The organism is Vibrio sp. T9 (assembly GCF_003123985.1).
In the GTDB taxonomy this organism is placed as follows: Bacteria; Pseudomonadota; Gammaproteobacteria; order Enterobacterales; family Vibrionaceae; genus Vibrio; species Vibrio diabolicus.
The window spans coordinates 13,651-37,783 of record NZ_NIGY01000008.1 but is presented as its reverse complement, the minus strand read 5'-3'; the positions used below and the strand labels follow the sequence as shown (position 1 = coordinate 37,783).

Sequence of the window (24,133 nt, the reverse complement as noted above, 5' to 3'; positions counted from 1 at the left end):
TCTATCCCTTAAAAGTAAACCTGTTCAATGCCGCGAGTATTATCAGAAATTAACTCACTGCCTTCTAACTTGAGCTTGATGTAGTACTCGCTCTTCTCTTCAATGACTTCAACTTTACGCCATGACGAACCATCAATATCACGAAAGGCCACAGAAAAACCGACGGCACGAGTGTCAGGGTCTAGCGTTAGCATTTCATGAACTTTTCCACCTGGCTGTATTTGATATTCATAACGTTTGATGTACTCATCACCCAACGACGCTTTATCGTTTTCAAACAGCGCAAAAAAATCTAAGCTTCGGAATAAAACTGGCGAATTTAATTCGTGAAGACGGAGAATGACCGGAGATGACTGCCCCCCATCTCTCACATTGAGTACAGGTGACGCCTCAATAACCAATTCAATGGACGAAGTTTCTGGTGTGATACCCGTGGACTCTTTAAATTGATCCCACATGGAACAACCGGACAACATGGCAAATCCGAGTAATACGGCGATACTACGCATGGTTTCCCTTAATCACTTTGTTATAGTTTTTCTTAATCAGCCCTTTTAAGGATGTTTCGTTGAGCAGGCGACGATTATTAGAGTAGAAATCTAAATATTCGCCCCACAGTTTTGACTTCGTTGAGAACAAAGATTGACTCGCCACTTTGTTAGCAAATGCAACGGGATCGTTCGTCTCTGATTGTTCTAAAATAAGCTCATTCAGCGCTTTGTTAAACATGACTTGGTGGTCATTCAACTCATCAAGCATTTGTTCTACCAGTTCATTTGGAGCCAGTAGATGTTGGCTATTGAGAGTCAGCATCAGCTCTGCAATGTTAGAGTTAGACTCACTCGTACTCTGCTCTTCTTTCAAGGACTCTACTTCGTGTAATTCTTTCTGTAGGTTATCAATACATAAGCGCAAACAAGTGCCCATTTGTTTGAACAACTGAGCTTCATTCGTCATTAGCTCAGGATTTCTTATACCCAAACCATCAAAAAACGCTTGTGCTATATCTTGAGAACAGGCGGTTGCTTCGATACCCGCTTGCTCTTTAGTCGTACTGTTTATCGTAGGTTCTACCGCAGGCATTTGAAGTGGCTGATTAGTTTGAGAAGAAGGAGTAAATGACTGTGTCATCTCTTCCCATTTTGAACCTTTAGCAGTATGCTCGACGATCGTCTCTGTGGAGTTAGGTGCACGATGTTGTCTTTGAACTGCCCTATCTAGAATCGTCGTTTGGGGTTGAACCGTCTCTTCTGAGACAATATCTTCTCTATATGGCGTACCGTTCTCTACCCCTAACGAACCCTTTATTGATGCGTTACTCTTGGTCTCCGTAGCCATCCAATCTTCAGGGATGAGGCTTGGCTGATCGAACTCGGAGTATATGCTGAAACTGTCATCGACCACCTGACGTGTGCTTTCCACCGTTTTAGGTTGTTCAGGTTCTGGATGCTCATCGTCACGAATCAAATAATCATCATCTCGCTGCATTGAAAAGTTAAGGTGCGCAACAGGATCATGACAATCAATGTCATCCTGTTTAGTCTCCATAAACAAATCTTCTAAAGCGCCTACTTTTTCTTCTTCTTCGACAACTGCGTCTCCGAGGCTAACCAAAGGATCATTGGATACTCTCTCAGGGGCTATATCAGCGGCAATGTCTTGTGTCGAGGTAACATGCTCCAGAGAAACGCCAATTTCATATTGTCCTAAAGAAATAATATCGCCATCGACTATCGCAACAGGTTGATTTTTGAGTATTTTGTTTCCGTTAACCATAGTGCCATTAGTGGATACGTCACTAATATAGTAGGTATCTCCATACACACTGATCAGGCAATGAGTGCCTGATATAAAGCGGTTGTGATCGGTTAAAGACACACTACAACTTGGTGAACGCCCTATTGAACCACCACTCTCGGGCATTTCAATGTGCTTGACACCTGTGTATTCCTCTGGGCATTTAGAAATAAATAGAACTAGCTGATTTGAGTGCATCTATATACCTCAAAATAGCATAGAAACAGACAGTTCAAGCCCACCTATCCCATCATTGATAACTGGGAGAATATAAGAGGCTTGAGGAATGATTTGTATATGAGCATCTGGGTTACTACCTAGCTTAATGACTGTACCAACGGCGATAACTGCACCCAGCTCGAACTGATCGATGTCCTCGACACTCTTATAGCGGTAACCTTCTGGGTCAACTTGCCAACGGTTTGAATATTGTGAGTAACCTGCAGATAAACCAGCACCTACGTACGGTGTGAAAACGCTCCAAGAAGCCAGCGCATATTGCGGTACAACACGAAGTTCATAGTTAGTTACTTCTTGATATAGACCGCTAGCTGGCGCTTCGATATCTTCTGCTAGGTAGTTAAGCCCTAACCACCAGCGCCAACGGTTATTATTTTCATCAATAGGGCGAGAATGAACCAAGCCAAACCTTAGAGTGTCTTGTTCACCACTGTTACCTTCTTCGTAATTAATGCTATCGATAGTCAACATACTGGCAGAGAGTCCATAACGCTCTCCCTTTGCTACTGCAAAAGAAGAAAATAGACACATGGCTGAAATCAGCCCGATTTGACTTGGTTTTAGCATTTCGTCCCTCTAGGAAAACCGATATTCTACTTAGAGGCGAAAGATATCAATTATATTCTCTTTTTCAATAAGCCTAAAAAAACACCTATAACTTAATACATTTCAACTATAGGGTTGGTTATTTTACCTACAAACAAAAACTAATGGACCGAACTGAGTTAAAGCAATGAGCCTGTAAACCTATTTAATTAAATAAAAATTAAGAAGGCTCTACCACCAATTTAAGAGGGCTAATTTAAAGAACACAGGCGAACAAAAAACAGACAAAGTTAACAATTTAGTCACATTTATTAACTCAAAAGATCGACTTCGTCATATATAAGGCTCTCCTTAAAAACAAATCGAACTATTGACATTAATATTATGAACAAAGATCACACTAAGGATAATTTAATTTATTTTTTAAGTGTTTTTATTATCTAAACAACTTCTTTTATCTATAGAATCACTTCGGTAATGCACTGCTTACAATTTAATATAACAGCAGTGGAGTCCTATATACCTTAATACTTCTATATGATCAGTTGGAATTTGCCTTATGTTTTTTAGCGACTTCGCTCGAAGACCAATCGATGAAAATAACCCAAGCGGCTCTAACCCTAATGGCTCTGAAGACTTTGACGAAATAAAACGTCAAATAAATAATCTTAATAAAGTCACCGGAAGAGTCTCTTGGAAAACGGTTCAAACACTCTCAAAAAAAATCTTGAGCACTCACGCAAAAGACTTACGTTGTTGCTGCTACTTCACGGTCGCATCAACATATAACGATGGTCTAAGAGGCCTTGTTGAAGGGTTAAATTCATTGCTTGATGTGTGTGTCGTCTATTGGAACACCGCATACCCTGAACATTCAAAGTCAAAAGCACGAATGAGCGCAATTGAATGGATGGTGGAGCATACTGAAAAACGTATTAATAAGCACCGTGCGTTGCCGGAAGAACTTCCACTGATTGAAGCTGCGCACCAGTTGTGTTTAAGAATAGAGGAAGAGCTTCGCCTTCATTACGGTATTCAAGCGCCTTCATTTGGTCGCATTCGTCGTATCTTAAATCAATGGGCTGAACAGATAAAAGAACAACAACATGCCATAGAGTTACGCGAGAAAAAACAAGCAAATACTAACGCTGCTGCTTCCGCACAGGCAACACCTGAAATTAAAGTGAATGTATCTCCCTCTCCTGCCCCGGACTCGCCATCCCACCTCAATAACAGTGAAAAAACGACCCCAACAAAGTCCGGCCGATTTATGATCTACTTCATCATTGGCTTGATTGTTACGGCGATATGTTCACATTTTGTGTACGAACAACAACGCTATCGAACGCTGGAGCAAAAAATTAGTCAAGCTTCACTTAATGAACTTGTAAAGTTGGTCGCCTCGTTAGATTACGAAAATAAAAAATATGCCCAGTCACTGAAAACACCAACTATTAATCGCGTAGATATTATGATGAATAACTGGTTTTTAGACTCGGCCAAAGTAAGTAACGTCAGCGAGCTCGATAGCTTGACCAATGAATTAATCGCAATCTATCCAGATTCATCTTCTGCCCAGCAGTTACGTCAAAACTTTTTGACACAGAGCGCCCATTTAGAAGACCAGTTTATGGATGTGTATAAGCGATTTTCAGACGCAAGAACGGTGTTTGCCAACGTAGCTAGACAGAATGTAGATAAGAACTCTAAAACGGCGTACGAATATAGTAACTCACTATTCCCGCTTCTAGGTCGTATTGAATACGCTGAAAAGTATTCACAGCAAAAGGAAATTGACCGCGCAACCCTTTTACTGAACATCTACCTATATAAATTGAGTCAGCTACAAGCTGAAAAAACTGACAATAAATAACAATACAATTAAAGAAGTTTTAGGCTTATGTTCAAACAAAAACTGTTTAGAAATCCAGTTGTGATTTCTACTATATTAACGCTTTTAGTGGCGATAACCATTACCGCTATTTATCTTCTTTTTCTAAAAGATGCAGATAAACTGTATCTTTGGCTGAGCCTTGGTGTTATCGCCATTTTCTACGTCACTTTTCAATTCACACTATGGTTGAAAAAAAAGAACAGCGCTAAAGCTCAAAATTTGGAAACTGAGGAAGAAGCTCTTTCTATGGTTATCCAACCTCTTCTTGCTAACTCAGGGAAGAAACCAATTTATCTGATGCTTGGCAATAAAGGGTCAGGGCGACGTCAATTTTTATTTAATTCTAGTGCAATTAAACCAATGGATCGCACGAGAACCGCTAAGAATGATTTTTTTGAATGGTACGAATCTGACAGCGCTGTATACATCAAACCTGACCAACGCTTAGTGTTTCAAGAAATATCAAGCAGTGATGCTTCTTTATGGAATACATTCATCGAAGAAGTGATTCGCCACCGACCTAGAAAACCATTTTCTGGCTGTTTATTCTTCATCGACTTCGAGTTCATGATCGTCTCTGAGCCAGAACAAAAAGAGTACACTATTTCGTCGTTATTGGGGCGCTTGAGCACTATCAACTCTAAAACGTCGTCAGCATTACCCATTTATCTAATTATGTCGAAGCTAGACAAGTTAGATGGATTTAAAGAATACATGCACTTTAGCTCTCTTAAGACACGTGTAGAGTTCCTTTCTATCCCGCTGAAAGAGGCCAAAGGTGTTTTTTCAGAATACTACCGTGATAGCTACCGAAATCTAGTTAAAGTGCTTGAAAGTAACGCGCTAGATGCATCAGCTAACTCAACAGATATCGACGAGAAACAGGCAATTCTCGCTTTCCCTAAGCAGTTTGAGCTATGTCAGTCTGAAGTCAGCTATGTTCTAGAGCGTCTGTGTGATGTTAACAACGGTGTTTATTCGCTAGATATCCGTGAAATTTTCTTTAGCTCAAGTTTACAAGGCGGTCGTAAATACAATTTACTAGCAAAAAGTTGTAGTAACTACTTCAACTTACCAATTATCGCCTCTGAGCATACCCAGTTGACGGAAACACCGTATTTTTCTCGCTTTCTGATTGATTCGCAAATATTGCCTGAAAGCGATTTTGCGGGAGAAAACAAGACGTATCTTCGTCTAATTCAGAGACAAAGCCGTTTAGCCATACTCGGCTCCATTATTCTGCTTGCTGGCGGTGGTTACTTTTTTGCAACTACGTTAGACAGTAATTTACATGTGATGAATCAACTACTAAGTATTGATGACAAATCACAAGCAGAGCACGATGCAAGATTTAGTGAGCTTTTAGAAAATGCAACCAAAGCGATAGAACCGTCTTATGGGGCATGGCTTAAAGGTTCTAAGGCTTTAGATGAGGAAATATTACCACTCAATATTAGCCGTTTGGATCAAAGCACTCGCATTGCCTACGAAGCGTTACTTAAGGAAGTCGCTCAGCAGCTAATACCTCTGATTGAGAAAGGTTACCGTCTACAATTGGCACAAAATCAAAACGCTTTCACGCGCGCTTTACCTCTATTGAAGGGGTATTTAATGCTTAACGATCCATCTAAGCGTGATATCCGTTTTTTACGTCATCAAACACTCCAAATGATGAGTGATTTGAGTAACCAAAGTGACGTCGTTGATCAGGCCATGCGCTACTTAGACGCCTACTTTCGCACACAATTTGCTCCAATCGATATCAACATGGATCTTGTTCGCGCAACACGTCGCTCATTACTTGCAAATTCGAATGTCGACCTCGTGTATGCAGGCATTTTAAACGAAGCAAGCTCTATTGATTTAGGAACATTAGATCTGCAACGAGCCGTCGGTTTTGAGTTTAGCAATGTATTTAATACACCAATCGATAGCGAACGCTTAATCGTCGATAAGATCTATACCTCCACTGGTTTTAGCACCTTTTATCGACCACGCGTGGACTTAATGTCACAACGAGTAATCAGCGACAACTGGGTTCTAGGTCTATCGCAACATGTCATCCCTACCAACGAAGAGCAAGAAGCCTTTAAAGAAGAAGTGCGAAAAAAATATACTGATGACTACATCAATAACTGGCGTAATGCGCTGAGTGAGCTCAAAGTCCAAAACTATGACAACGTTGGTGACCTGACCAACGCGATAGACTTAATCTCTGGCCCTTCTTCACCAATGACAACGGTATTGAAGCAGGTCTATGCCAACACACAATTTTCACCCGTTGGCGAAAAAAGCGCTCTAATTTCAAAACTTGACCCGAAACTCGCGGCAGCAGCAGATTCGGCATCAGATGCTGTAGAAGAAGTGGTAAAGCCTGATTACTTGCTAATGCAACGTGTTGAGCAAGCCTTTCACCTATTAAACCAGCTTCAAGTGAGTGAGACACCAAACTCCCCTACTCCTTGGGATGAGACCGTTGCAGCGTTGAGTCGTGTTCGCACCTACATGAAAGACATCGCCGACGCGCCAGATCCACAAATGGCGGCGCTAGCAGCAGCACAGCATCGAATGAACAGTACTGAGGCGGACCCATTAATCAAGCTTAAACAGATTGCACAAAAATCACCAGAACCCGTTCGCAGCTGGTTACTAGATGTGGTTCAGCAAAGCTGGTCAGTAATGATTACAGAGTCCGCAAAAGGCATCCAAACTCAGTGGTACAGTGAAATTTATACCAAGTTTAAAGAGATTGGATTGGGGAAATATCCATTTGACCTAACAGCGACCGAGGAAATCTCAATTGAAGATTTCGAATTGCTATTTGCTTCAGGTGGTTTGTTAGACACATTTATTCAGAAAAACTTTGCACCGTTCTACGATACGAACTTGTGGACGCCAAAGCAGGTAGATGGTGAGACGATGCCAATCTCTCCAGCTCTGCTAGTGCAACTACGCAACTATAATGTCATTCGAGATACATTAATTAATAAAAGCACCAACCGAGTTCATATTCCGTTTAGTGCAAGAGTACTCGACCTTGACTCTAGTGCAATTAGAGCCAGTTTAAAAATTGCGGATACCAATATGAGTTACTACCACGGTCCAAGCCGAATTCGTGAAATGGCCTGGCCACCGCAAAATGGTGACTTCAATATTAGTATCACACTCCAGGATGTAACCGACGAAGGTAGACAGCACGTTTTAAATAAGAGTGGTCAATGGGCGATATACAGATTGCTAGGTGACTCGACCTTGACAAACACTCATAACGGCAGCTTTGTCAGTGACATAAAAGTGTCAGGGAGGGACTTAAGCTTACGCATCACTCCATTGACGCAGAAAAACCCATTCACTCTTGCTGAGCTATATAACTTTACGCTCCCAGAGTCGATTAAATAACAATATAAAAACAAAATAGGCAGAACACATGATTTCAAACATGACTTTACAAGGTTTAGATAAATTAGATCGAAAAATACTTTCAAGTCTATTGTCAAACGGGCGTGAGTCTATTGCGAATCTATCTCGAAACATTGGTTTGTCTCGTACAGCAGTAGCAGAAAGGATTAATCGTTTAGAAAAGACCGGTATTATCAAAGGCTATACCGCACAAATTCGTGTAGAAAACGAAGGGCGCAAAGCCGCAAGCTATCTATTGATATCTTGTGAAAAGGGTAAGAAAAATGATGTAACAAATGCGCTTAAAGAAATCCCTGAGGTTCGCTTAACAAGCGTTGTTGGTGGCAACTTTGATATTATTGCCCTAATTGAAGCGCCCGATCTGCAGTCTATTCATCATCTTTGTAACGAAATTGAGTCATTTAACGGGATTCAAAGGCTTGATACTACCGTCGTACTTCACCAGCCGATCAGCCGTTAAGCTTTTCTGACCTTTTTGATGACAACATAAAAAGCCGCTCGTAGAGCGGCTTTCTTATATGCTTCCGATAACTCGGATTTTGGCATCTTTATCACTTGGGTTACCTAACCAGAATGTTTGTCCTAAGTGGTTCCCTTCCCCATTACCTAGCTTATTCTCTGGAATACTATCTAAGTTAACTGTCAACTTTAAGTCCCACGACATCGGGTCACGCAAAATGAAACGCATCAGGCCAACCAGTGTTTTGTGTAACTCACCATCGTAGGAAAACTGCTTAAATGTTTCAAAATCGATGCTGTCGATGCAGAGATTAAATTTGCCGTTTAAGTCCGCAATGCTTTGTCCTAAGTGCAAATTTTGCCCTAATATGCAATTAGCACGGTTGAGTTTATTCCGTTGGCTTTCTGCGATTTCTACGCGGCGATATACCCACTCTTCAATGCGCACGCTAGGCAACGAGAAGTAATGCGAAACAATACCGGAAATCAGCTTCGGCGAACGCGTACGCGTAGAAAGTTGGTTTACATAAGACAGTATTTTCGCTCGATCTAACTCTGCGACCTTACTATCTTGCATTACGCTAGATAGGCCCGCCAAGTGCAGAATACGTCCAGAGAAGGCATCACTTGCCCCGCTTTGGTACTGCACGTGATATCGGTATTTCTTCCAAACCCGGTACAACAAACTGGTGTACCGATTATGGAAAAAATCAAAGAAATCTTTTACCGGATTGTCTTCAGGATCTCGCCCTGCTAGTTTCTCAGTATAAGAAGCAGGAAGTGGTGAGCTTGAACCATGCAAGCCAAGAAAGTTAGTTTCGACTCTAGAATACTGCTGGCCATTTCTCTCCATATGAGCAATAAAGTCCATATCGCTCTTTGGAAAAGATAAGTTTGGCGAAACGCTGAACTCAATACGTTCTTGGTGGAAGTACTTGTTCTCACCGACGGCGACAAAGTTAGAGTTCGGCTCTAGTTGATAATGCTTCTCTAGCAGCAAGACTGCTTGATAGAAACTAAACTCATTCGACTTATCAGAAAGTGTATTAATCATAGTATCGTCTGCTGTCCGATAAGACTTGCCCAGTTATAAACCTCGCCTGTCGCTTCATCAAACACTTCCAGTTCGGTAAAGGAGTTCACACTCGAGTACAAACGGATGAATTCGTTAAGCACCGTCGCCATCAAGAACATGTCGCCTTCATTGACAAAAAATTTGGAATTGGTGACCAACTTAAACTGATTGCCGCGTACCGAAACGCCACGAAACACACGGTCTATTGGTTTCATTTCCGAAGAGATAACCCCATCAAGTCGATGAATGGATGCGCGGTGCGCTTGTCTGTCAACACGAGAGTGGAAATCATAGGTAGAGAGAAGCACTTTAAGTACATCAATATTTGCCAGCGATAAGTAGTTGAGTGACATATTCGCAATTAACTGCCACTGAAGCTCACCATTCACTTGCGGACTGACCGATTGAGTGGGCTTGGTAATATTCCTAAACGTCGCATAGGTCGGTGATTTATGAGTCGCGTAAGTGATGTCCCCCACTGACAAACGTTCCGCCAAATCTGCGTTACTACATTGCAGTTTCATGAGTACCGTTTCTGTTCCCAGTTCCGCAATGTCCCCATTATGAGTATGAAATGATATGTAGCGTTCAAGGCCTCTACCGCTTACACGCTCAGCGACTTTAGATTTGTAGAACTCTCGCTTATCACGTTGGTTGATTTGGTGCTCAAACGACTCAAATTCGATTAATGGTTTACGACGGCGTTCGTCCTTACTCCAACTCTCCACTTGATCAATGGAATAAACCTCGTAATGCTCCTGAGTGTTACTTTGTGGACGCACCTTGTACTCGTTTCGTCGATGTTCTAAACGGATTGGATCGCCGTCTTTTTCAAACAAGTTAACGGCAGGTGTGCAGTGCAACCTTAAGTGTTTATCTTTAAGCACCACTTCTGAAGGCAAAGCACGCTTAAAGTGGAATTTGATTTTGACTGTGCTGCGTTGCGGAATGCCTTTTAACCACTCTAAGCCCTTAATATCGAAGAACATGAACTTATCTGGCAAAGAGAAGAATTCTTGCAGCAAACGGTAACCTGCAAATGAATTTTTGCTGTAAGGCAGGAGCGCTTCGTCCTCTTCATGCCCAACTGGCTTAACGTATTCTGGCCCTAAGCGATGTTTGTAACCACCACCAACATCTAATTCGACATAATCTAGGTAACGGAACAGCCATAAAAAGACAGTTCGAGTAATATGAATCTCGCCATGCAGGTGTAATCGCAGCGTGTCTAAACCGATCCGAGACAGTTCAAGGCCATGCTCCGTCGATAAAGTCACATCAATCATCGAACTGGTGCGGCTGTTGGTCTGTTCGATGTTAGTGATCGTAATTGGGTATAGATTGACGTCGTAACAAGTACGGAACAAACATTGCGTGCCCTCTACCTGTTCACTCGCCATTTCTGCGCCACGTTTCACCACGGTTTTCTCAGTAACACTTCCGGTATGCGGTTTTAGTTCGCTAATGCACAAAGACGGAATCGAACGCATGTAATGTGGCCACAGCAAAGTCATCAGAGATTGCGTCAGCTCAGGCAGTTCATCATCAATCTTTTCGCGGATTCGACCTGTCAGAAAGGCAAAACCTTCGAGAAGTCGTTCGACATCTGGGTCAAAGGTTCCCTCAGAGAGAAAGTGAGTTAACTTCGGATGATATTTGGCAAACTCACTACCCGACTCACGCAAATACGTGAGTTCATCTTGAAAGTATTTACTGTTACTCAAGTGGCACCTACTAAACGTTAAATTGGCCGTCGGTTCCCATGTAGACGTCTATCGACATTGGGACTTTACCGCCGTTATGGGAAACTTCGCCGCGAATACCAAAGCCGAGTTGTAGCGGGTTATGGTGATCTTCACGGTAATTAACCTCGACATTCAACAGTCGCGGTTCAAAGCGCTCTATGGTTGACGTGATGTTTTTTTGAATGTGGCGAACTAGGTTCGTGTTGTTAGAAAGTACGTCATTAAAATCGGGTAAACCATACTCATTGTCGATCATTGCATTCCCAGAATGGGTATTCAGCAAGTCTGCGAGATGAGAATGAATAGATTCAATCAAATGCTTGTGAGAAACGACTTTCTCGTAACAGCTTTTGGGTTCACCAAGCTCAATCCGCTCTAAAAGGCGATAACCTTTTTCCATCTTCACTCCTACGAAAAAAGCAGCCAGTCTGTACTGGCTGCTTTATGGTTTCAGCAATGGGTTATTGGTCTAACTTACCAACTAGAGACAAGTCGAAGCTTGCACCCATGTACTTGAAGTGAGGACGTACAGACATTGATACTTTGTACCAACCTGGGTCGCCTTCTACGTCTGATACTTCAACCTTAGCAGCACGAAGCGGACGGCGACCACGAACTTCCGCTGGCGGGTTTTCCTGGTCAGAAACGTATTGACGAATCCACTTGTTCAGTTCGATTTCTAGGTCAGAACGCTCTTTCCAAGAACCAATTTGCTCACGCTGTAGCACTTTGATGTAGTGTGCTAGACGGTTGATGATGAACATGTAAGGAAGCTGAGTACCTAGCTTGTAGTTCATCTCTGCTTGTTTGCCTTCTGGCGTGTTCGCAAACACTTTCGGTTTTTGAACAGAGTTTGCAGAGAAGAACGCCGCGTTGTCAGAACCTTTACGCATGGTTAGCGCAATGAAGCCTTCTTCTGCTAGCTCGTACTCGCGACGGTCAGAAACAAGAATCTCAGTTGGGATCTTAGTTTCGATTTGACCCATGGCTTCAAAGTTGTAAACCGGTAAGTCATGCACAGTACCACCGCTTTGAGGACCAATGATGTTTGGACACCAACGGTACTTAGCGAAAGACTCACTAATTTTTGATGCCATCGCGTACGCAGAGTTACCCCATAGGTAGTTGTCATGGCTGTCTGTTACTTGCTCATCGTAGTCAAACGCCTTAATTGGGTTATCTTCTACAGAGTAAGGTGTACGTAGCATAAAGCGAGACGTACATAGACCTAGGTAACGTGCATCTTCGTGTTCACGTAGACTACGCCATTTAGTGTATTGTGGGCCTTCAAATACTGACTTAAGATCTTTTAGATTCGGTAGCTCTTCATAGCTATCTAGACCAAAGAACTTCGCAGACGCCGATGTAATAAATGGAGCATGAGACATTGCACCCACGTTTGCCATGTACTCCATCAGTTTGATGTCTGGAGACGAAGCCGACATATCGTAGTCACAAATGACTGCGCCAACAGGTTTACCACCAAATTGGCCATATTCACGCGTATAGATTTGTTTGTACAAACCAGACTTCACCACTTCTGGCGCGTCTTCGAAGTCATCAAGAACTTCATCTTTCTTCGCAGAGATCAATTCAATTTGAATGTTCTCACGGAAGTCAGTGTGGTCAACCAGGTACTTAAGGCCACGCCAAGTTGATTCAATCGCTTGAACTTCTTCGTTGTGAAGAATTGCATCAACTTGCTTAGACAGTTTTTGGTCAATTTCTGAGATCATCAGATCAACTAAAGACTGATCCACTTTCTCTGTGTTCGAGCTGCTTAGTAGCTCACTGATGAATGCTTCTACGCCGCGTTTTGCAACATCAAAACCTTCATCACTTGGCTTTAAACGAGTTTCGTTAAGAATGCTATCCAGAAGTGAGCCTGATTCAACTAAGGCTGCTTCTTGTTCTGGCGCTTGTGCTTCTGCAGACATGATATCCCTTACTCTTCTTTCGCGTCTTGGTCGTTACCAATGCTTAGTTCATCCAACAGTTTCTTTCTCGCGTCTTCATCTTGAAGTACTGATGCGATCTTCTTGCGGAACGCAGGAACATTACCTAGAGGGCCTTTCAGCGCCACCAAGGCTTCGCGAAGTTCAAGCAGGCTGTTTAGTTCAGGCACGCTTTTCGCGATCGCTTCTGGAGAGAAGTCCTTCATGTTTTGGAACGTTAGATCAACACCGATTTGGCCGCCTTCTTCATCAGAAAGACGGTTTTCAACGTTCACTTTAACGTTTGGAGACATGCCTTCTAGCACTTCGTTAAAGTTGTCTTTATCGATATTGATTGGAGTGCGTTCTTCAATTGGCGTCTCATCTGCACGTGCAGTAAAGTCGCCAACCACCATCATGCTTAGCGGCAGTTCTACGTCTTCTTGCGTATCGCCAGTTGCTGGAACATAACGGATATTAATTCGCTCTTTAGGAGCCACCGAGCCGTCACGTGACATAATTCGTTCCTTATCTAACTCTTTAATTAGTCATAAATTGCTTTCCACTCTTCATACTTCTCAGGTAAAAGATCCTTACTTCTGAATAACTGATGGAGTGTTTTTCGAATCAGGTCTTCTAACTGCGACGATAAGTGGGGTTCCCAGCTCGCGAGATTAAACGCATTTTGTACTTCCCACCCCTTCTCAAGATACGGCAAACACAACGGGTATAATCCAACAGACTGGTAAGCTGCTATCAATTGTAAATACAGCATGAACTGTCCACGCCCTGAGCCATCCAGCTCAAGTTTGCGGGCGAGTTCTGCGGCATATTCCCCTAGATTTTCTAGAGTGATATCCTCCACCAGCAATGAATCTTCTTCAGCGATCACAACCGTCTGTACAACAGTTTGTGCTGCCGATGAAGTAGCATCTTGAGTAGACAACCAACTCAATGTTGCTTCATCTGCAAATGGTATAGAATTCTTAAAAGAGAGGCGTTCGATGCCCTCCAGTGACTCAACAAACCGCTTTACTTCTTGTTTCACGGCAAGTGCTGCGTCATCAAAACCTAAGTTAGTAAGCATCAAATACACGAAATGGTGGCCTGTGAGCCAAAATGGCGCGTCAGTTAGCGTGCGCTCCAAACGTTTAATCGTGTCGATGTCACTTTCCTGATTGGCTTTGTCGCGGTATTCCGCTTGTTGATCGGACGATACCGCCAAGCTCAATGGCGTTTGATCGTTTTGGTGGTCAGGTAGACCATCAATATCATCCCAAGTCAGATGACGATAAATTCGGTAAGCCAGCGGATCACTTGGATTTGCATGAAGCATGACTTCCGCGACTTTTTTTAACGTGCGTTTTGAAGCCGTAGGCGATGAGAAATCTGTATCGACATCGACTTCTTTTGCTACGGCTTTCTTAACTGGCGCAGGTTTAGGGGCCGGCGGAACCGTCTTCGCTGAAGCGGTTTGAACGTCGTTCTGTGCTGGCGTTTCTACCGCGGCAGGCTGCGTAGCTGGTGCCGCTTGTTCGATGGTAGCGACTGAGTCATCGCTCTGGTCATCGGCAGCTGCTTGTTGAGATAAAACATTGAGCTGCGTGCGAATCTCAAAGAAGTCAGCTTCGGAGTCTTGGTAAACATCGTCGTACTGACGCTGCACTTCTTCAATCGCCGAAATACAGCCTGAAACTAATTCCCAAGATTGCGCACTGTCCGCAAGCTTAGTGCTCATCAATTTAAATTGATGATTCAACCACTCCACCGCTCCGTCTCTACCGCGTTTCCGTGTCGGATAAAGATCACTACCGAAGCAAGCTAACGCCTCATTAAGCAGTTTCAGACCTTGTTCAAAACCTTTGATCCCGGATTCCTCTGCAAGCGCTCGTACTAAATAGCAAAGTGCTTTTAAATCTTTACTATGATGCTCGAGCACTTCCATCGCATTGGTTTTTACTACATTCCAGTCGACCGTTTCGCCAAATAGTGAGCCGAACTTTTTTACCTCGGCTTCCATCATTTCATAGCAAAACTCGTAACGAGCATCGTTACCCGCAGGAGATTCATCAGAAATCGGTTTAAGAAGGTGATCAGTATCAATGTTGGACAAAATTCGCATCTCCTTCAGTCAAGTAGTCTCTCAATGCACGAGCTACGGCGATGGCACCATTTGCAGGCTTAGAAAACTGATGACTCTGATTAATCGCATCCGACGCCATGCTATCTAGAATTTTTGTGATCTCTGTAAATTTTCTTGGCGCATTTCGTTCTAAATCAGCAAGGGACTCATGCAATTTCTGTTTGTCGAAAATGGATTGCTCCATCACCGTACTAAACAAAATAAATTCGCTTCTTGCGATGATTAAGTCTGTTATTTTTTTTTCTAGTTCTGGCGTATTACCGAAGTAGTCTTTGGCTAATTTAGCTTCTTCAATCGCTTTGGTATAAAAGTGCGCTTCTGCATGTTTATCAATGGAGTCATTAATATTTTCCATCACTCTCTTTGGTAAAATTTGGCTATAGAAATATGCCTGTGACTGGTTTAATAACCACGCCTCTTTCATTTCTTCTTCTGCGAGCTTAGCTTCACCATCTAAAATTAAGTGAGCAATCTGCTTATCACGACTGCCAGCAATGGCAGATACTTTCATGGAATCAACAGAGGCGACATTCAAACCCGACATCACTTTAGTCAGTGTTTCGTCCGCATAGGGAAACAATGCACCATCACGAACGAGTTCCTCTCGTAACGTGACAAGCTCCTTGCGTAAATCCACTAATGTCTGTGGTAGTCCATCAGCTAAAGCTTGATAAGACTTCAACAGAGTCTGTTTTTCATTATATAAACCCGAAAGGCTTAATTGCTGAACTCGATACGCTTCTCGGTAGGCTTTAGTTGTATCAACGCTCTGCTCAGTTTTTGCTAATACTTCTTTGATTTTCCATGGCGGCTCAGCCAAAAAAGAAGCAGTATCTGTGGGCGTGATTGTGTGACTTAAAGGTGTCGTTTCTTTGGCAAAAATAGCATCCAATGCATCCGAATTTTGCTGATACAAATAACTTCCTGTCATTGCCACCACACTCAACACTAAACTCGCCTCCAATAGTTTGAAGCGTCCGTACGCTGTTTTATCATTCGACTTACAGTGTGTAAGCAGAAGATCCGCATTACGCAAGCTACTGAAAATTGGTGCGTTAGAATTTGAGTTAATCGATTGAGTATCGATTCGTGCTAACTGCTGGGCGAAAGAAATAGCGGTATAGCCATGCCCTCTTGGTTTATTGATGACTTGTTTCAACAACTTCCAAATATGAGCCGGGATCAATGCAGGACGCTTTCGGTCTTTTAATTGTTTATTCCAAGTATCACCAAATATTGAACCCAAAAATAAATGTCCAGCGAGCAAAGCAAGGGAGTAAACATCATCTTGCGGTTCCGCGATGCCAGTTTCGATATAAAGAGGTGAAGCGTAGTTCAAGCTTGCTTCTGCGTAAGGTTCCGTTTCTCCAATATAACGAGCAGCACCGAAATCGATGAGTTTAACGTAATCGCCTTCACTCACTAGCACGTTGGATGGCTTAATATCAAGATGGCAGATGCCTCTTGTGTGCATAAACTCTAAGGCACCAGCGAGTTGATATACCAACCAAGCGATATGGTCGTGGCGGAAACCTTTAGAAGAGTGACGCTCCATCTTTTCTGCCAGTGATTCACCTTGGATCCACTCGTACATCAAATATGGGCGTTCGAATTCGTTGCCGATTTTTATGAAGTTAGCCACGCTAGGATGTTGGGAAAGCTCTAATCGACTCGCTTCGTTAACCAACATTTTACTCGCAAATTCTGGCGAGTCATCATTGATAACTTTGCAACAGATCTGCTTTTCTGGCTGCCCTTTTTTTGCGAGATGATAAACGGTTGTTTTACCATTTTTAGAGGGAAGCTTGTCTAATACATCAAATTGTGAAAAAAGCACGTACTCAAGCTTTGGCTTATTTTTTTCTGCTAGCCTTTGCTCATTCAGTTTCTTTTTCTCAATAGCTTTCACAACCAACTGATCGATATATCCTTTGGCTGTACTCTGATTATTAGACACTTAGTACTCTTTCATAGAATAAATATTATTAGAGTTGAATAATATTTTCTTGAACATACTTGTATCAAGGCTAGTATTTAAAACAAACAGTAAGCCTATTATTTTAGTTATTATTACTAACTTATTAGAGTTTTTTACTTACGCTTTCACTGCATCAGTTATACGCTTTTTCATGATACAAACGTAAACCTAATAATATGAGTGTATTTTCATTGCCATTTGATCGATGAGTGCCTACTAACATTGCAGCAACTGGAGAATCCCCTTGTCACCATGAAAGTCAAACATTAACAACGTGGTTGGTTGTCTAAAATGGTGATCTCTGACCGCAAAGGCGATTAAGGCTAGAGAAGAGCAACTGCCCAACGTGCCCCACAATTCGTTAATAAGCTGCGGTTGTTCTGGATTCGTGAACCGTTCCGCTTTAGCTCCCAGAGCAAAGCCGTAATCTTCCGTGTGCATGCGAAGGTTCGTCATATCGGAATACACTTCACCAAATGAATCGAGCTTTTTACTCGCACGTTGAACAAGTCGAAACATACCTCTTCGGTCTGAAGTATTTAATTCCGTATCAATATAGCCAAGTTGCGCTTGAGGCTTAAGTTTCAATGTCTCTATGGTATTTCTGCGACAAAGAATTAAACCTGCCCCACCCTCGCTCGGAATAACGCCCCATGGATTATTCGTACTCATTACCATCGCATCGTCGATAAGTGTTTGCATCGAACTCACCAAGGAATCGACACTGATACACATCATGGCATCGTATTTATCCAATGATTTCATGGCCTGGAGAACGAAACTAGGCCCACTGGCATGAACTGCATTCACCACAGAGAGAAAGTCAGCGTAGTGACTTTCACCAAGCCATTCTTGTACTTTTACTAGTGAAATAGACGCAGGCACCGCTATAAGTAACGGAATCGGCCTTAAAGAACGCGGCAATTGTTCCAACAATGAATCAAGCAAGTGGGTTATTAACTCACACGTTTTCTCAAACTGCTCAATTTCTTTGGTGTATTCGATTTTTGCGTAAGTAAACCGCTCGATACCATCATCCCCTACACATTGGTCGAATCTTCCTAAATCAGCATACGAAACTGCACTGGCAATATCTAAGTTCATACCAGTTGGTGTCATCACTTCCATACCCAACACATAGCGACCTGTTGAATTATGCATGCTCGCTTACCTCTTCCGACTTAGTGATAGATGTAGACAGCAGCAAGTGTTCTTTCCCCTGACAAGGAAACGCAGCGGTGTAACTAATTGATATGGCTTTCTTTTCAGCATCAACGAATAAGGTGTACATCGCCATATCAACTTGATAGATATCGTTATTAAAAATGGCAGTTGCTCGATATTTCTCTTTAGGAATGCGGAATGAAAGCGTGTCATCATGACAAAAGCCACTCATCATCAAACGCTCCCCCCCACGAAGAAAGCCTTTGCACTGCTGATCAATAGGCGCGCTTTGGAAGAACCGCTTATCAAAATCGAGTGGCAACATTGGCTTGCGGTTCTCAATCCAATCGTCATCGAACGTGCCGGCCAGCTTCTGGCGCGACTCAAAGAACGGAGGGACTGGCCCGAACCCCGCAACGCGTAGTTTTTTCGCGGCGGCACTCCAGTCCTCTCGAGGATAAAAAACCGAGGGTACTTTCTGTTCAAGCAATTCTTTGTTGGAGTCGGCAACCCCACCACCTATTCGGTTACGTAAATCACCGCCTACCGCGCAAGTGTAATCAATGTCTTTTTCAATAAATGGGATTGGATTACTCAGCGTGATACTGCCAGCATGCTCAACCCATACGCGTTCCCCGTGAATAGCGAGAGTCTTATCGATATGACCATCAATCAACACGCGGCATTCTTGGTATGTCACCGGCTTTTTCGCGTAGCTGCGCGCTTTGCCGTAAACAAGTACGTCTGTGTTGTCTTTGGTATAAGCGAATTCGTGGTCAACTTTCATCGCAGAGAAACCTTCTTCGCCCAAATATTGGGGATCATCGAAGATTTCACTTTCACCTAATTCGTGCCAAACCACACCATCGAATTGCCATGTGCGTTTGGCGACCACAACCCACACTTCATCGCCGTTTTCGTCACGTTGAAAACGACCTTTAAGTGATAGCTCAGGGTGCACCTCAATATCCCATAACTGCATTGCTATTCCTTAAGTTGAATCGTTCGCTCGCAGAAGGTGCGGCCTTTAAATTGTTAAAGTTCCAGTCTTGTTGATGAATCGGCATTGCCATATCCCAAGGCACGTAGGCTCTGGATTGAATACAGAGTTGACGCCATAGCCAATCGCGGAACAGCACATCAACGTTAGCATCTTGCATCGCAGCTAACGTAGACTCGAAGCTCAATGCGTAACCCAAGCGGCTTGGTAGATTTTGGATATATTTTTCATCTTCCACCCACTCATTGAGAAGATCGACGATCTCTTCCCATTCATACTCGACACCAACATCTTGCGGAGCCAGAGGAAGAAGTTTTCCGTAGACGACATACAAGGCTTGAAGCCAAATTTCACCCTCTGCTTCCTCTAGGCTTTCCAAGTGCTCGATGATTTGGGGCATCAACTTCCAATCACCACTCAGAGCAAAATCAACAGGTGCTAATGGAGAAGAGATATCAAACGCCTCAAACTCTTTTAACTCAAGCAACTTGGCATAAGTGAGCACTTGCGCTGATGGTAATCCATTTGGTTCGATGCCAAAGCTCTGACGGAACCAAGTACCTCTGTCACGTTTGGTAATCAAACGTTCAAATAGATATTGTTCGCTGCCTGCATTGTCATTGAGCCAATCAATCCCCTCTTTCACGTCTTGTAAAGCGAGTAGTGGCAAAGCAACATGAGAGCTAATGATGCTGGCTTTGTGCCAGCGCTTGATGAGAGAAACACTTAATGTCTGGCGGACACGTAAGCATTCAAAGTAAAACGCACCGGATGTCGCATTACCCTCAATAAGCTCCGAAAGCGTGCTATCCATAGATTCAACCGGAGATTGTACGGCAATGACCATTGCAGTTTTAGCATCTAACTCTTCGAGTAAACTCAATCCACACAAAAGGTTATCAAGATCTGAACCTAGCTCTCCTTGTAACATGAGCCAGATATAGATTTCTGGCTCCTGGTCTCTTAATTGATGAATCAACCCCGGCGCTAATCGATAAAACGACAAGTACACCTGCTTCAGTTCTTCAATTTGGCGTTCGATCAGTTTGAGATACTCCAACTCACGACTTGGATAACCCCTTTTGTGAATTTGAACTCGCTGCCTGATTAAAAACCCGATACTTTCAGAAGCAATGGACAGCTTTTCATTACAGAAATCCAGCCATGTTACTGGCAACTGGGAAAGGTCATTCACAGCGCGCTCAGCTTTTGCTAACGCGCCTTCGACTTCTTGATTGGTTATGGGTGCCTTTAGGTGCTCGGCACCGATTCTTTGTCGCATCTAGTTGTCCGTTATTAGCGTGCCATAACGCGATTGCAATTAGTTAACTCGAAGTAATTAGCTCACTCGGCGTGACTTGTTAACACAAAACCATTAGCTAACGCGATGTAACTAGTTAATTGCGATCGTTCCGCCTTGAATTTTTTGTGCTTTTTCTGCTTGAGAAGTGACGTACTTCGCTTTAGTGGTAATTCGTCCATCGCGCCCGCTATAGCGAGTTTCTGTCTCACCACTTTTGACTACCAACTCTTGTTCTGTCTCGATAACCATCTTCTTCGCTCGCAATACAAACTCATCAGAGTCATCCAGAATGGAGAAAAAAATGTCCGTCACAAGAGGCAAGCTTAAGTCGTCGTTCAAAAACTCAATTCGACAACTTAATCGATTATCGATAGCCATTTGCAGTTCAGAACGACGAAAGCCACGTCCTAGTCTCGCAGTGAGTGGCTGCTTAAATGGGTTACCATCAAAATCAACTCGCACACTGCCCGTAGACTCATTGATAGCCACTATTATTCCAAAACGCGAAAAGCAAGCCGTTGATTCGGCTTGCTGCTCTGATATTACTTCTGTTGTAAGAGGTTGTTTTTCCATTGTTAGTTAACCACTACGTTGCCACCTTTCACGACGACTTTGTCACTGCCTTCGATCGTAATAGCCGAGCCTGATAACTTTATTGAACCATCACTGTTCATCACTAAAGAGGAACCACCCGTTTTCAATACAATCTTGTCGCCACTGATAATTTGCGTCGCACCATCGGCTTTATAAGCGGTGTTCCCTTTCACTGATACCGTTAAGTTGCCACCAACCGTCTGGTTATCATCAGCACCAATGTCTGAACTCTTAGACGCACCGATAGTAAGGTTACTGTTTTCACCAATATCTAAGTCATCATTTTTGCCGATCTTAGTCGTACGGTTATCACCAATTTCTAAGTCAGAATTGTTTTTCACATACTGAGCTTCATTCGCGTTGTATGTGACGGTAACGTCTTGCTCGACTGTCTCGGTAAACGTACTGTTTACTTGTGTCGTTTTATGCCCATGAATGGTTTCTTTATGGTCACCATGAACTTCATTCGTTTGGTGACGTGCAACCTTCAAGAATTCATCTTGACCGATATCACGGTAACGGTTGTTGAGCACCTTGGTCGACATGTCTTTTTGAGCGTGAATATAGACTTCTTCTTGGTTCGCTTCGTCTTCAAAACTCAACTCGTTGTAACCTGTTCCTTTGTGCGTTTGCGTGCGGAACGTGGTGCGAGTTTTGTTTTCAGGTAAAGAGTACGGAGGAAAATGTAAACCGTTGTAAACTGCGCCCGTAACTAACGGACGATCTGGATCCCCCTCAAGGAAAGTCACTACGACTTCATGGCCAATACGCGGCAAGTACACTGCGCCCCAAGTTGGCGCCGCCATTGATTGGCTTACGCGGATCCAGCAACTTGAGTGTTCATCGTTATCGCCATAGCGATCCCAATGGAACTGTACTTTCACTCGACCAAGTTTGTCGGTGTAAATCTCTTCACCTTCTGGTCCTACAACAACCGCTGTTTGCGGGCCATCCACTACTGGTGCCGCTAGTTTAGGCGCTTTAAATACCACATCACGTGGAATACATGAGAACTGGTTGTAGTAAGTGGTTGGCATACCACTCGCTTCATCTTCATGCACTTGCGGATCTTGCCCTGTGTGCATTACAGACAACATAAGGTAATCGCGGTTGATCTCAGAGCGCGGATGGTCACTGACGTTAAAGCTGTAACCAGATGCTAAGCGCATTACGTCACTCGTTGCTTCCACTTGTTGATTATCGACTATGTGTTCCGACATCCACTCCGTGGTTCTCACTTGGCCCATCAGCGGGTCAACGTATCGTCCAGGATAATCAAACTGCTTGAGATCTTGGTCGAGCTCGCCAGCCTGTGTCATCTCTTGTGGAATTTTAGGGTGTTCGTAGTTGTAATCTGTGTACGTAACCTGTCCCGTTCTAACGCGGTTAACTAACTCGAGATCAGAGATATGTTCGCGATCGGCAACACCGCCACCATCGGCATGATAAACAATCGGCCCAATGTATGAAGCATTTAGTGGTGAGCTTATCAAAGGTGCAATCGCGTCATTACTGTCGACAATGACCATCGTATGATTTGAATCGCTATGGTCAAAGTAATACCACATACCGTGTTCAGCCATCATACGCTGCACGAAGTGCAAGTCAGACTCACGGTATTGCAGAACGTATTCTTTTGGAGGGTAAGTACCCGACACTTCAAATCGGTAATCGGTGACAGCCCCGTCATCGAGTACTTCTGTGATGATGTCTTGCGCTGACTTTTGCTGGAAAATACGACAATCTTGGCGCTGAGATAAGAACCAAGCTTGAGGAACCAAGACTAATTGATAACGAGAAAAACGACGTCCAGTCCCTAAGTAACGAACTTCATTCACCACGCCGTTGAACACACGCGCAGCCCCAACACCTTGTCCGTAAAGTGTCAATGTTCCTGCTTTACGTATTAACTCATCAAACGAGATATCTGGATCAAGTGAAAGTAATGAGAGATTGATGTGGAAAGGCTTAGATAACTCTTCATGAACATGAAAGCTCTCAACCCGAAATTCATGCCCACATCCAGGCACTTCAAATTTAAATTCTACGTCATTCACCATATCTTTTACCTGATACAAATAATCGAATTAGGGCCAACAATCGTTGGCCCTGAATCTTTACGCGACGAGCAATTAAGCTTCGCGTGGAGCACGCCAGTCGTCGTTACCCGCAGTACCACAGTTTTCGTGAGTTACTTCGATCGCACGGTAAGTGAACTTAAGCACTTCTTCTGTCACGCGGTCAGCTGTTGCTGCGTCTTGACAGTGGTTCATACGAGTTTGGATATCGACAAGTAGCGCATCAATCAATTTGATTGAGTAGTAGTGCTCTTGTTTACCTTGAACTGAAGTACGGTAGAAGCGGATCACACACTCAGGAAGTTTTTCGCCAGATACTAGTGCGTTGAATAGTAGTGGAGATGAGCGATCTTGAACTTTAGTTACAACAAGTGGACGGTGTACACGTTGACCAGTTGGCTGACCACTTTGTGGATCACGTGGAACAGTTAGCACGTGATCAAGTTCTTGTACTAGGAACTCATCAACGTGAGCTTCTTGCCATGTGTTACCTACTGAATCTGCAGAGTAAGTATCTTTAGTAATATGGCCTTGAGTCTCACCTTGGATAGACATATATGCTGGAGTTGGCATCGCTATTTCCTTTTCTAAAATCTGTTTTGTTTAAATCACCAAATCGCTTATCACCGCGACTACTTGGTATAATCAAAGTCCATGCCAACTCTAAAAACACAACAAAAACAACGATTTAAAAAAATTAAGACATTATTCACTAATATCTTGAGTACAATTTATTGGATAAAAAAACAAAAAGTTGGATTAA

At 43.1% G+C, this 24,133-nt stretch carries 19 protein-coding genes; 3 read left to right on the top strand and 16 right to left on the bottom strand.

Features of this window, described 5'->3' with window-relative positions:
- Window positions 1-8: 8 nt before the first annotated feature.
- The 3 genes from tssJ to CBX98_RS16925 are packed head-to-tail and all read right to left on the bottom strand — an operon-like array spanning window position 9 to window position 2,604.
- A complete protein-coding gene (gene tssJ, locus CBX98_RS16935) occupies window positions 9-509 on the bottom strand; it encodes a type VI secretion system lipoprotein TssJ (RefSeq protein ID WP_005392625.1) in 501 nt (166 codons plus the stop codon).
- Window positions 502-1,995: a type VI secretion system-associated FHA domain protein TagH gene (gene tagH, locus CBX98_RS16930; protein ID WP_109169818.1), complete on the bottom strand. Its 1,494-nt coding sequence runs from the start codon at window positions 1,993-1,995 to the stop codon at window positions 502-504. Before tagH ends, tssJ begins: the two co-directional genes overlap by 8 nt.
- 9 nt (window positions 1,996-2,004) lie before the next feature.
- The gene (locus CBX98_RS16925; protein ID WP_005392629.1) at window positions 2,005-2,604 is read right to left on the bottom strand and encodes a hypothetical protein; all 600 of its coding nucleotides are present in this window, start codon (window positions 2,602-2,604) and stop codon (window positions 2,005-2,007) included.
- 538 nt (window positions 2,605-3,142) lie between these two features.
- On the opposite strand from CBX98_RS16925, the gene CBX98_RS16920 reads away from it, so the two are divergent.
- From CBX98_RS16920 to CBX98_RS16910, 3 genes are read left to right on the top strand one after another with little or no spacing between them, the layout of a single operon-like run.
- Window positions 3,143-4,456: a type VI secretion system ImpA family N-terminal domain-containing protein gene (locus tag CBX98_RS16920; RefSeq protein WP_109169817.1), complete on the top strand. Its 1,314-nt coding sequence runs from the start codon at window positions 3,143-3,145 to the stop codon at window positions 4,454-4,456.
- Between the two features lie 27 nt (window positions 4,457-4,483).
- Window positions 4,484-7,876, top strand: coding sequence for a type VI secretion system membrane subunit TssM (gene tssM, locus CBX98_RS16915; protein WP_109169816.1), 3,393 nt, complete (start codon window positions 4,484-4,486; stop codon window positions 7,874-7,876).
- 28 nt (window positions 7,877-7,904) lie between these two features.
- Entirely contained in the window at window positions 7,905-8,357 is a 453-nt protein-coding gene (locus CBX98_RS16910) for an Lrp/AsnC family transcriptional regulator (RefSeq protein ID WP_005373369.1), read from the top strand.
- Window positions 8,358-8,411: 54 nt separating this feature from the next.
- On the opposite strand, the gene tssG is transcribed toward CBX98_RS16910, so the two are convergent.
- The 13 genes from tssG to CBX98_RS16845 all read right to left on the bottom strand — a co-directional run bounded on the left by tssG (window position 8,412) and on the right by CBX98_RS16845 (window position 23,943).
- Window positions 8,412-9,410 (bottom strand): type VI secretion system baseplate subunit TssG, encoded by a 999-nt coding sequence (gene tssG / locus CBX98_RS16905; protein ID WP_006741089.1) that lies wholly within the window; start codon window positions 9,408-9,410, stop codon window positions 8,412-8,414.
- On the bottom strand, window positions 9,407-11,155 hold the full coding sequence (tssF, locus tag CBX98_RS16900) for a type VI secretion system baseplate subunit TssF (RefSeq protein ID WP_109169815.1): 1,749 nt from the start codon (window positions 11,153-11,155) through the stop codon (window positions 9,407-9,409). Before tssF ends, tssG begins: the two co-directional genes overlap by 4 nt.
- A 10-nt stretch (window positions 11,156-11,165) precedes the next feature.
- Entirely contained in the window at window positions 11,166-11,576 is a 411-nt protein-coding gene (gene tssE / locus CBX98_RS16895) for a type VI secretion system baseplate subunit TssE (RefSeq protein WP_109169814.1), read from the bottom strand.
- Between the two features lie 61 nt (window positions 11,577-11,637).
- Entirely contained in the window at window positions 11,638-13,113 is a 1,476-nt protein-coding gene (gene tssC / locus CBX98_RS16890; protein ID WP_005392635.1) for a type VI secretion system contractile sheath large subunit, read from the bottom strand.
- An 8-nt stretch (window positions 13,114-13,121) separates the two neighbouring features.
- On the bottom strand, window positions 13,122-13,628 hold the full coding sequence (gene tssB / locus CBX98_RS16885; protein WP_005392637.1) for a type VI secretion system contractile sheath small subunit: 507 nt from the start codon (window positions 13,626-13,628) through the stop codon (window positions 13,122-13,124).
- Window positions 13,629-13,654: 26 nt separating this feature from the next.
- Window positions 13,655-15,223, bottom strand: coding sequence for a type VI secretion system protein TssA (gene tssA / locus CBX98_RS16880; RefSeq protein WP_109169967.1), 1,569 nt, complete (start codon window positions 15,221-15,223; stop codon window positions 13,655-13,657).
- Window positions 15,210-17,210, bottom strand: coding sequence for a protein kinase (locus CBX98_RS16875; RefSeq protein WP_109169813.1), 2,001 nt, complete (start codon window positions 17,208-17,210; stop codon window positions 15,210-15,212). Before CBX98_RS16875 ends, tssA begins: the two co-directional genes overlap by 14 nt.
- A gap of 237 nt (window positions 17,211-17,447) precedes the next feature.
- On the bottom strand, window positions 17,448-18,392 hold the full coding sequence (locus CBX98_RS16870) for a hypothetical protein (protein ID WP_109169812.1): 945 nt from the start codon (window positions 18,390-18,392) through the stop codon (window positions 17,448-17,450).
- Window positions 18,385-19,377 (bottom strand): DUF2169 domain-containing protein, encoded by a 993-nt coding sequence (locus tag CBX98_RS16865; RefSeq protein WP_109169811.1) that lies wholly within the window; start codon window positions 19,375-19,377, stop codon window positions 18,385-18,387. The genes CBX98_RS16870 and CBX98_RS16865 overlap by 8 nt, the downstream gene beginning before the upstream one ends.
- Window positions 19,358-20,677: a hypothetical protein gene (locus CBX98_RS16860; protein WP_109169810.1), complete on the bottom strand. Its 1,320-nt coding sequence runs from the start codon at window positions 20,675-20,677 to the stop codon at window positions 19,358-19,360. The genes CBX98_RS16865 and CBX98_RS16860 overlap by 20 nt, the downstream gene beginning before the upstream one ends.
- A 111-nt stretch (window positions 20,678-20,788) precedes the next feature.
- Entirely contained in the window at window positions 20,789-21,271 is a 483-nt protein-coding gene (locus CBX98_RS16855; protein WP_005392644.1) for a hypothetical protein, read from the bottom strand.
- Between the two features lie 2 nt (window positions 21,272-21,273).
- Window positions 21,274-23,352: a type VI secretion system tip protein VgrG gene (tssI, locus tag CBX98_RS16850; RefSeq protein WP_109169809.1), complete on the bottom strand. Its 2,079-nt coding sequence runs from the start codon at window positions 23,350-23,352 to the stop codon at window positions 21,274-21,276.
- 72 nt (window positions 23,353-23,424) lie between these two features.
- Window positions 23,425-23,943 (bottom strand): Hcp family type VI secretion system effector, encoded by a 519-nt coding sequence (locus CBX98_RS16845; RefSeq protein WP_005373415.1) that lies wholly within the window; start codon window positions 23,941-23,943, stop codon window positions 23,425-23,427.
- Between the last annotated feature and the right edge of the window lie 190 nt (window positions 23,944-24,133).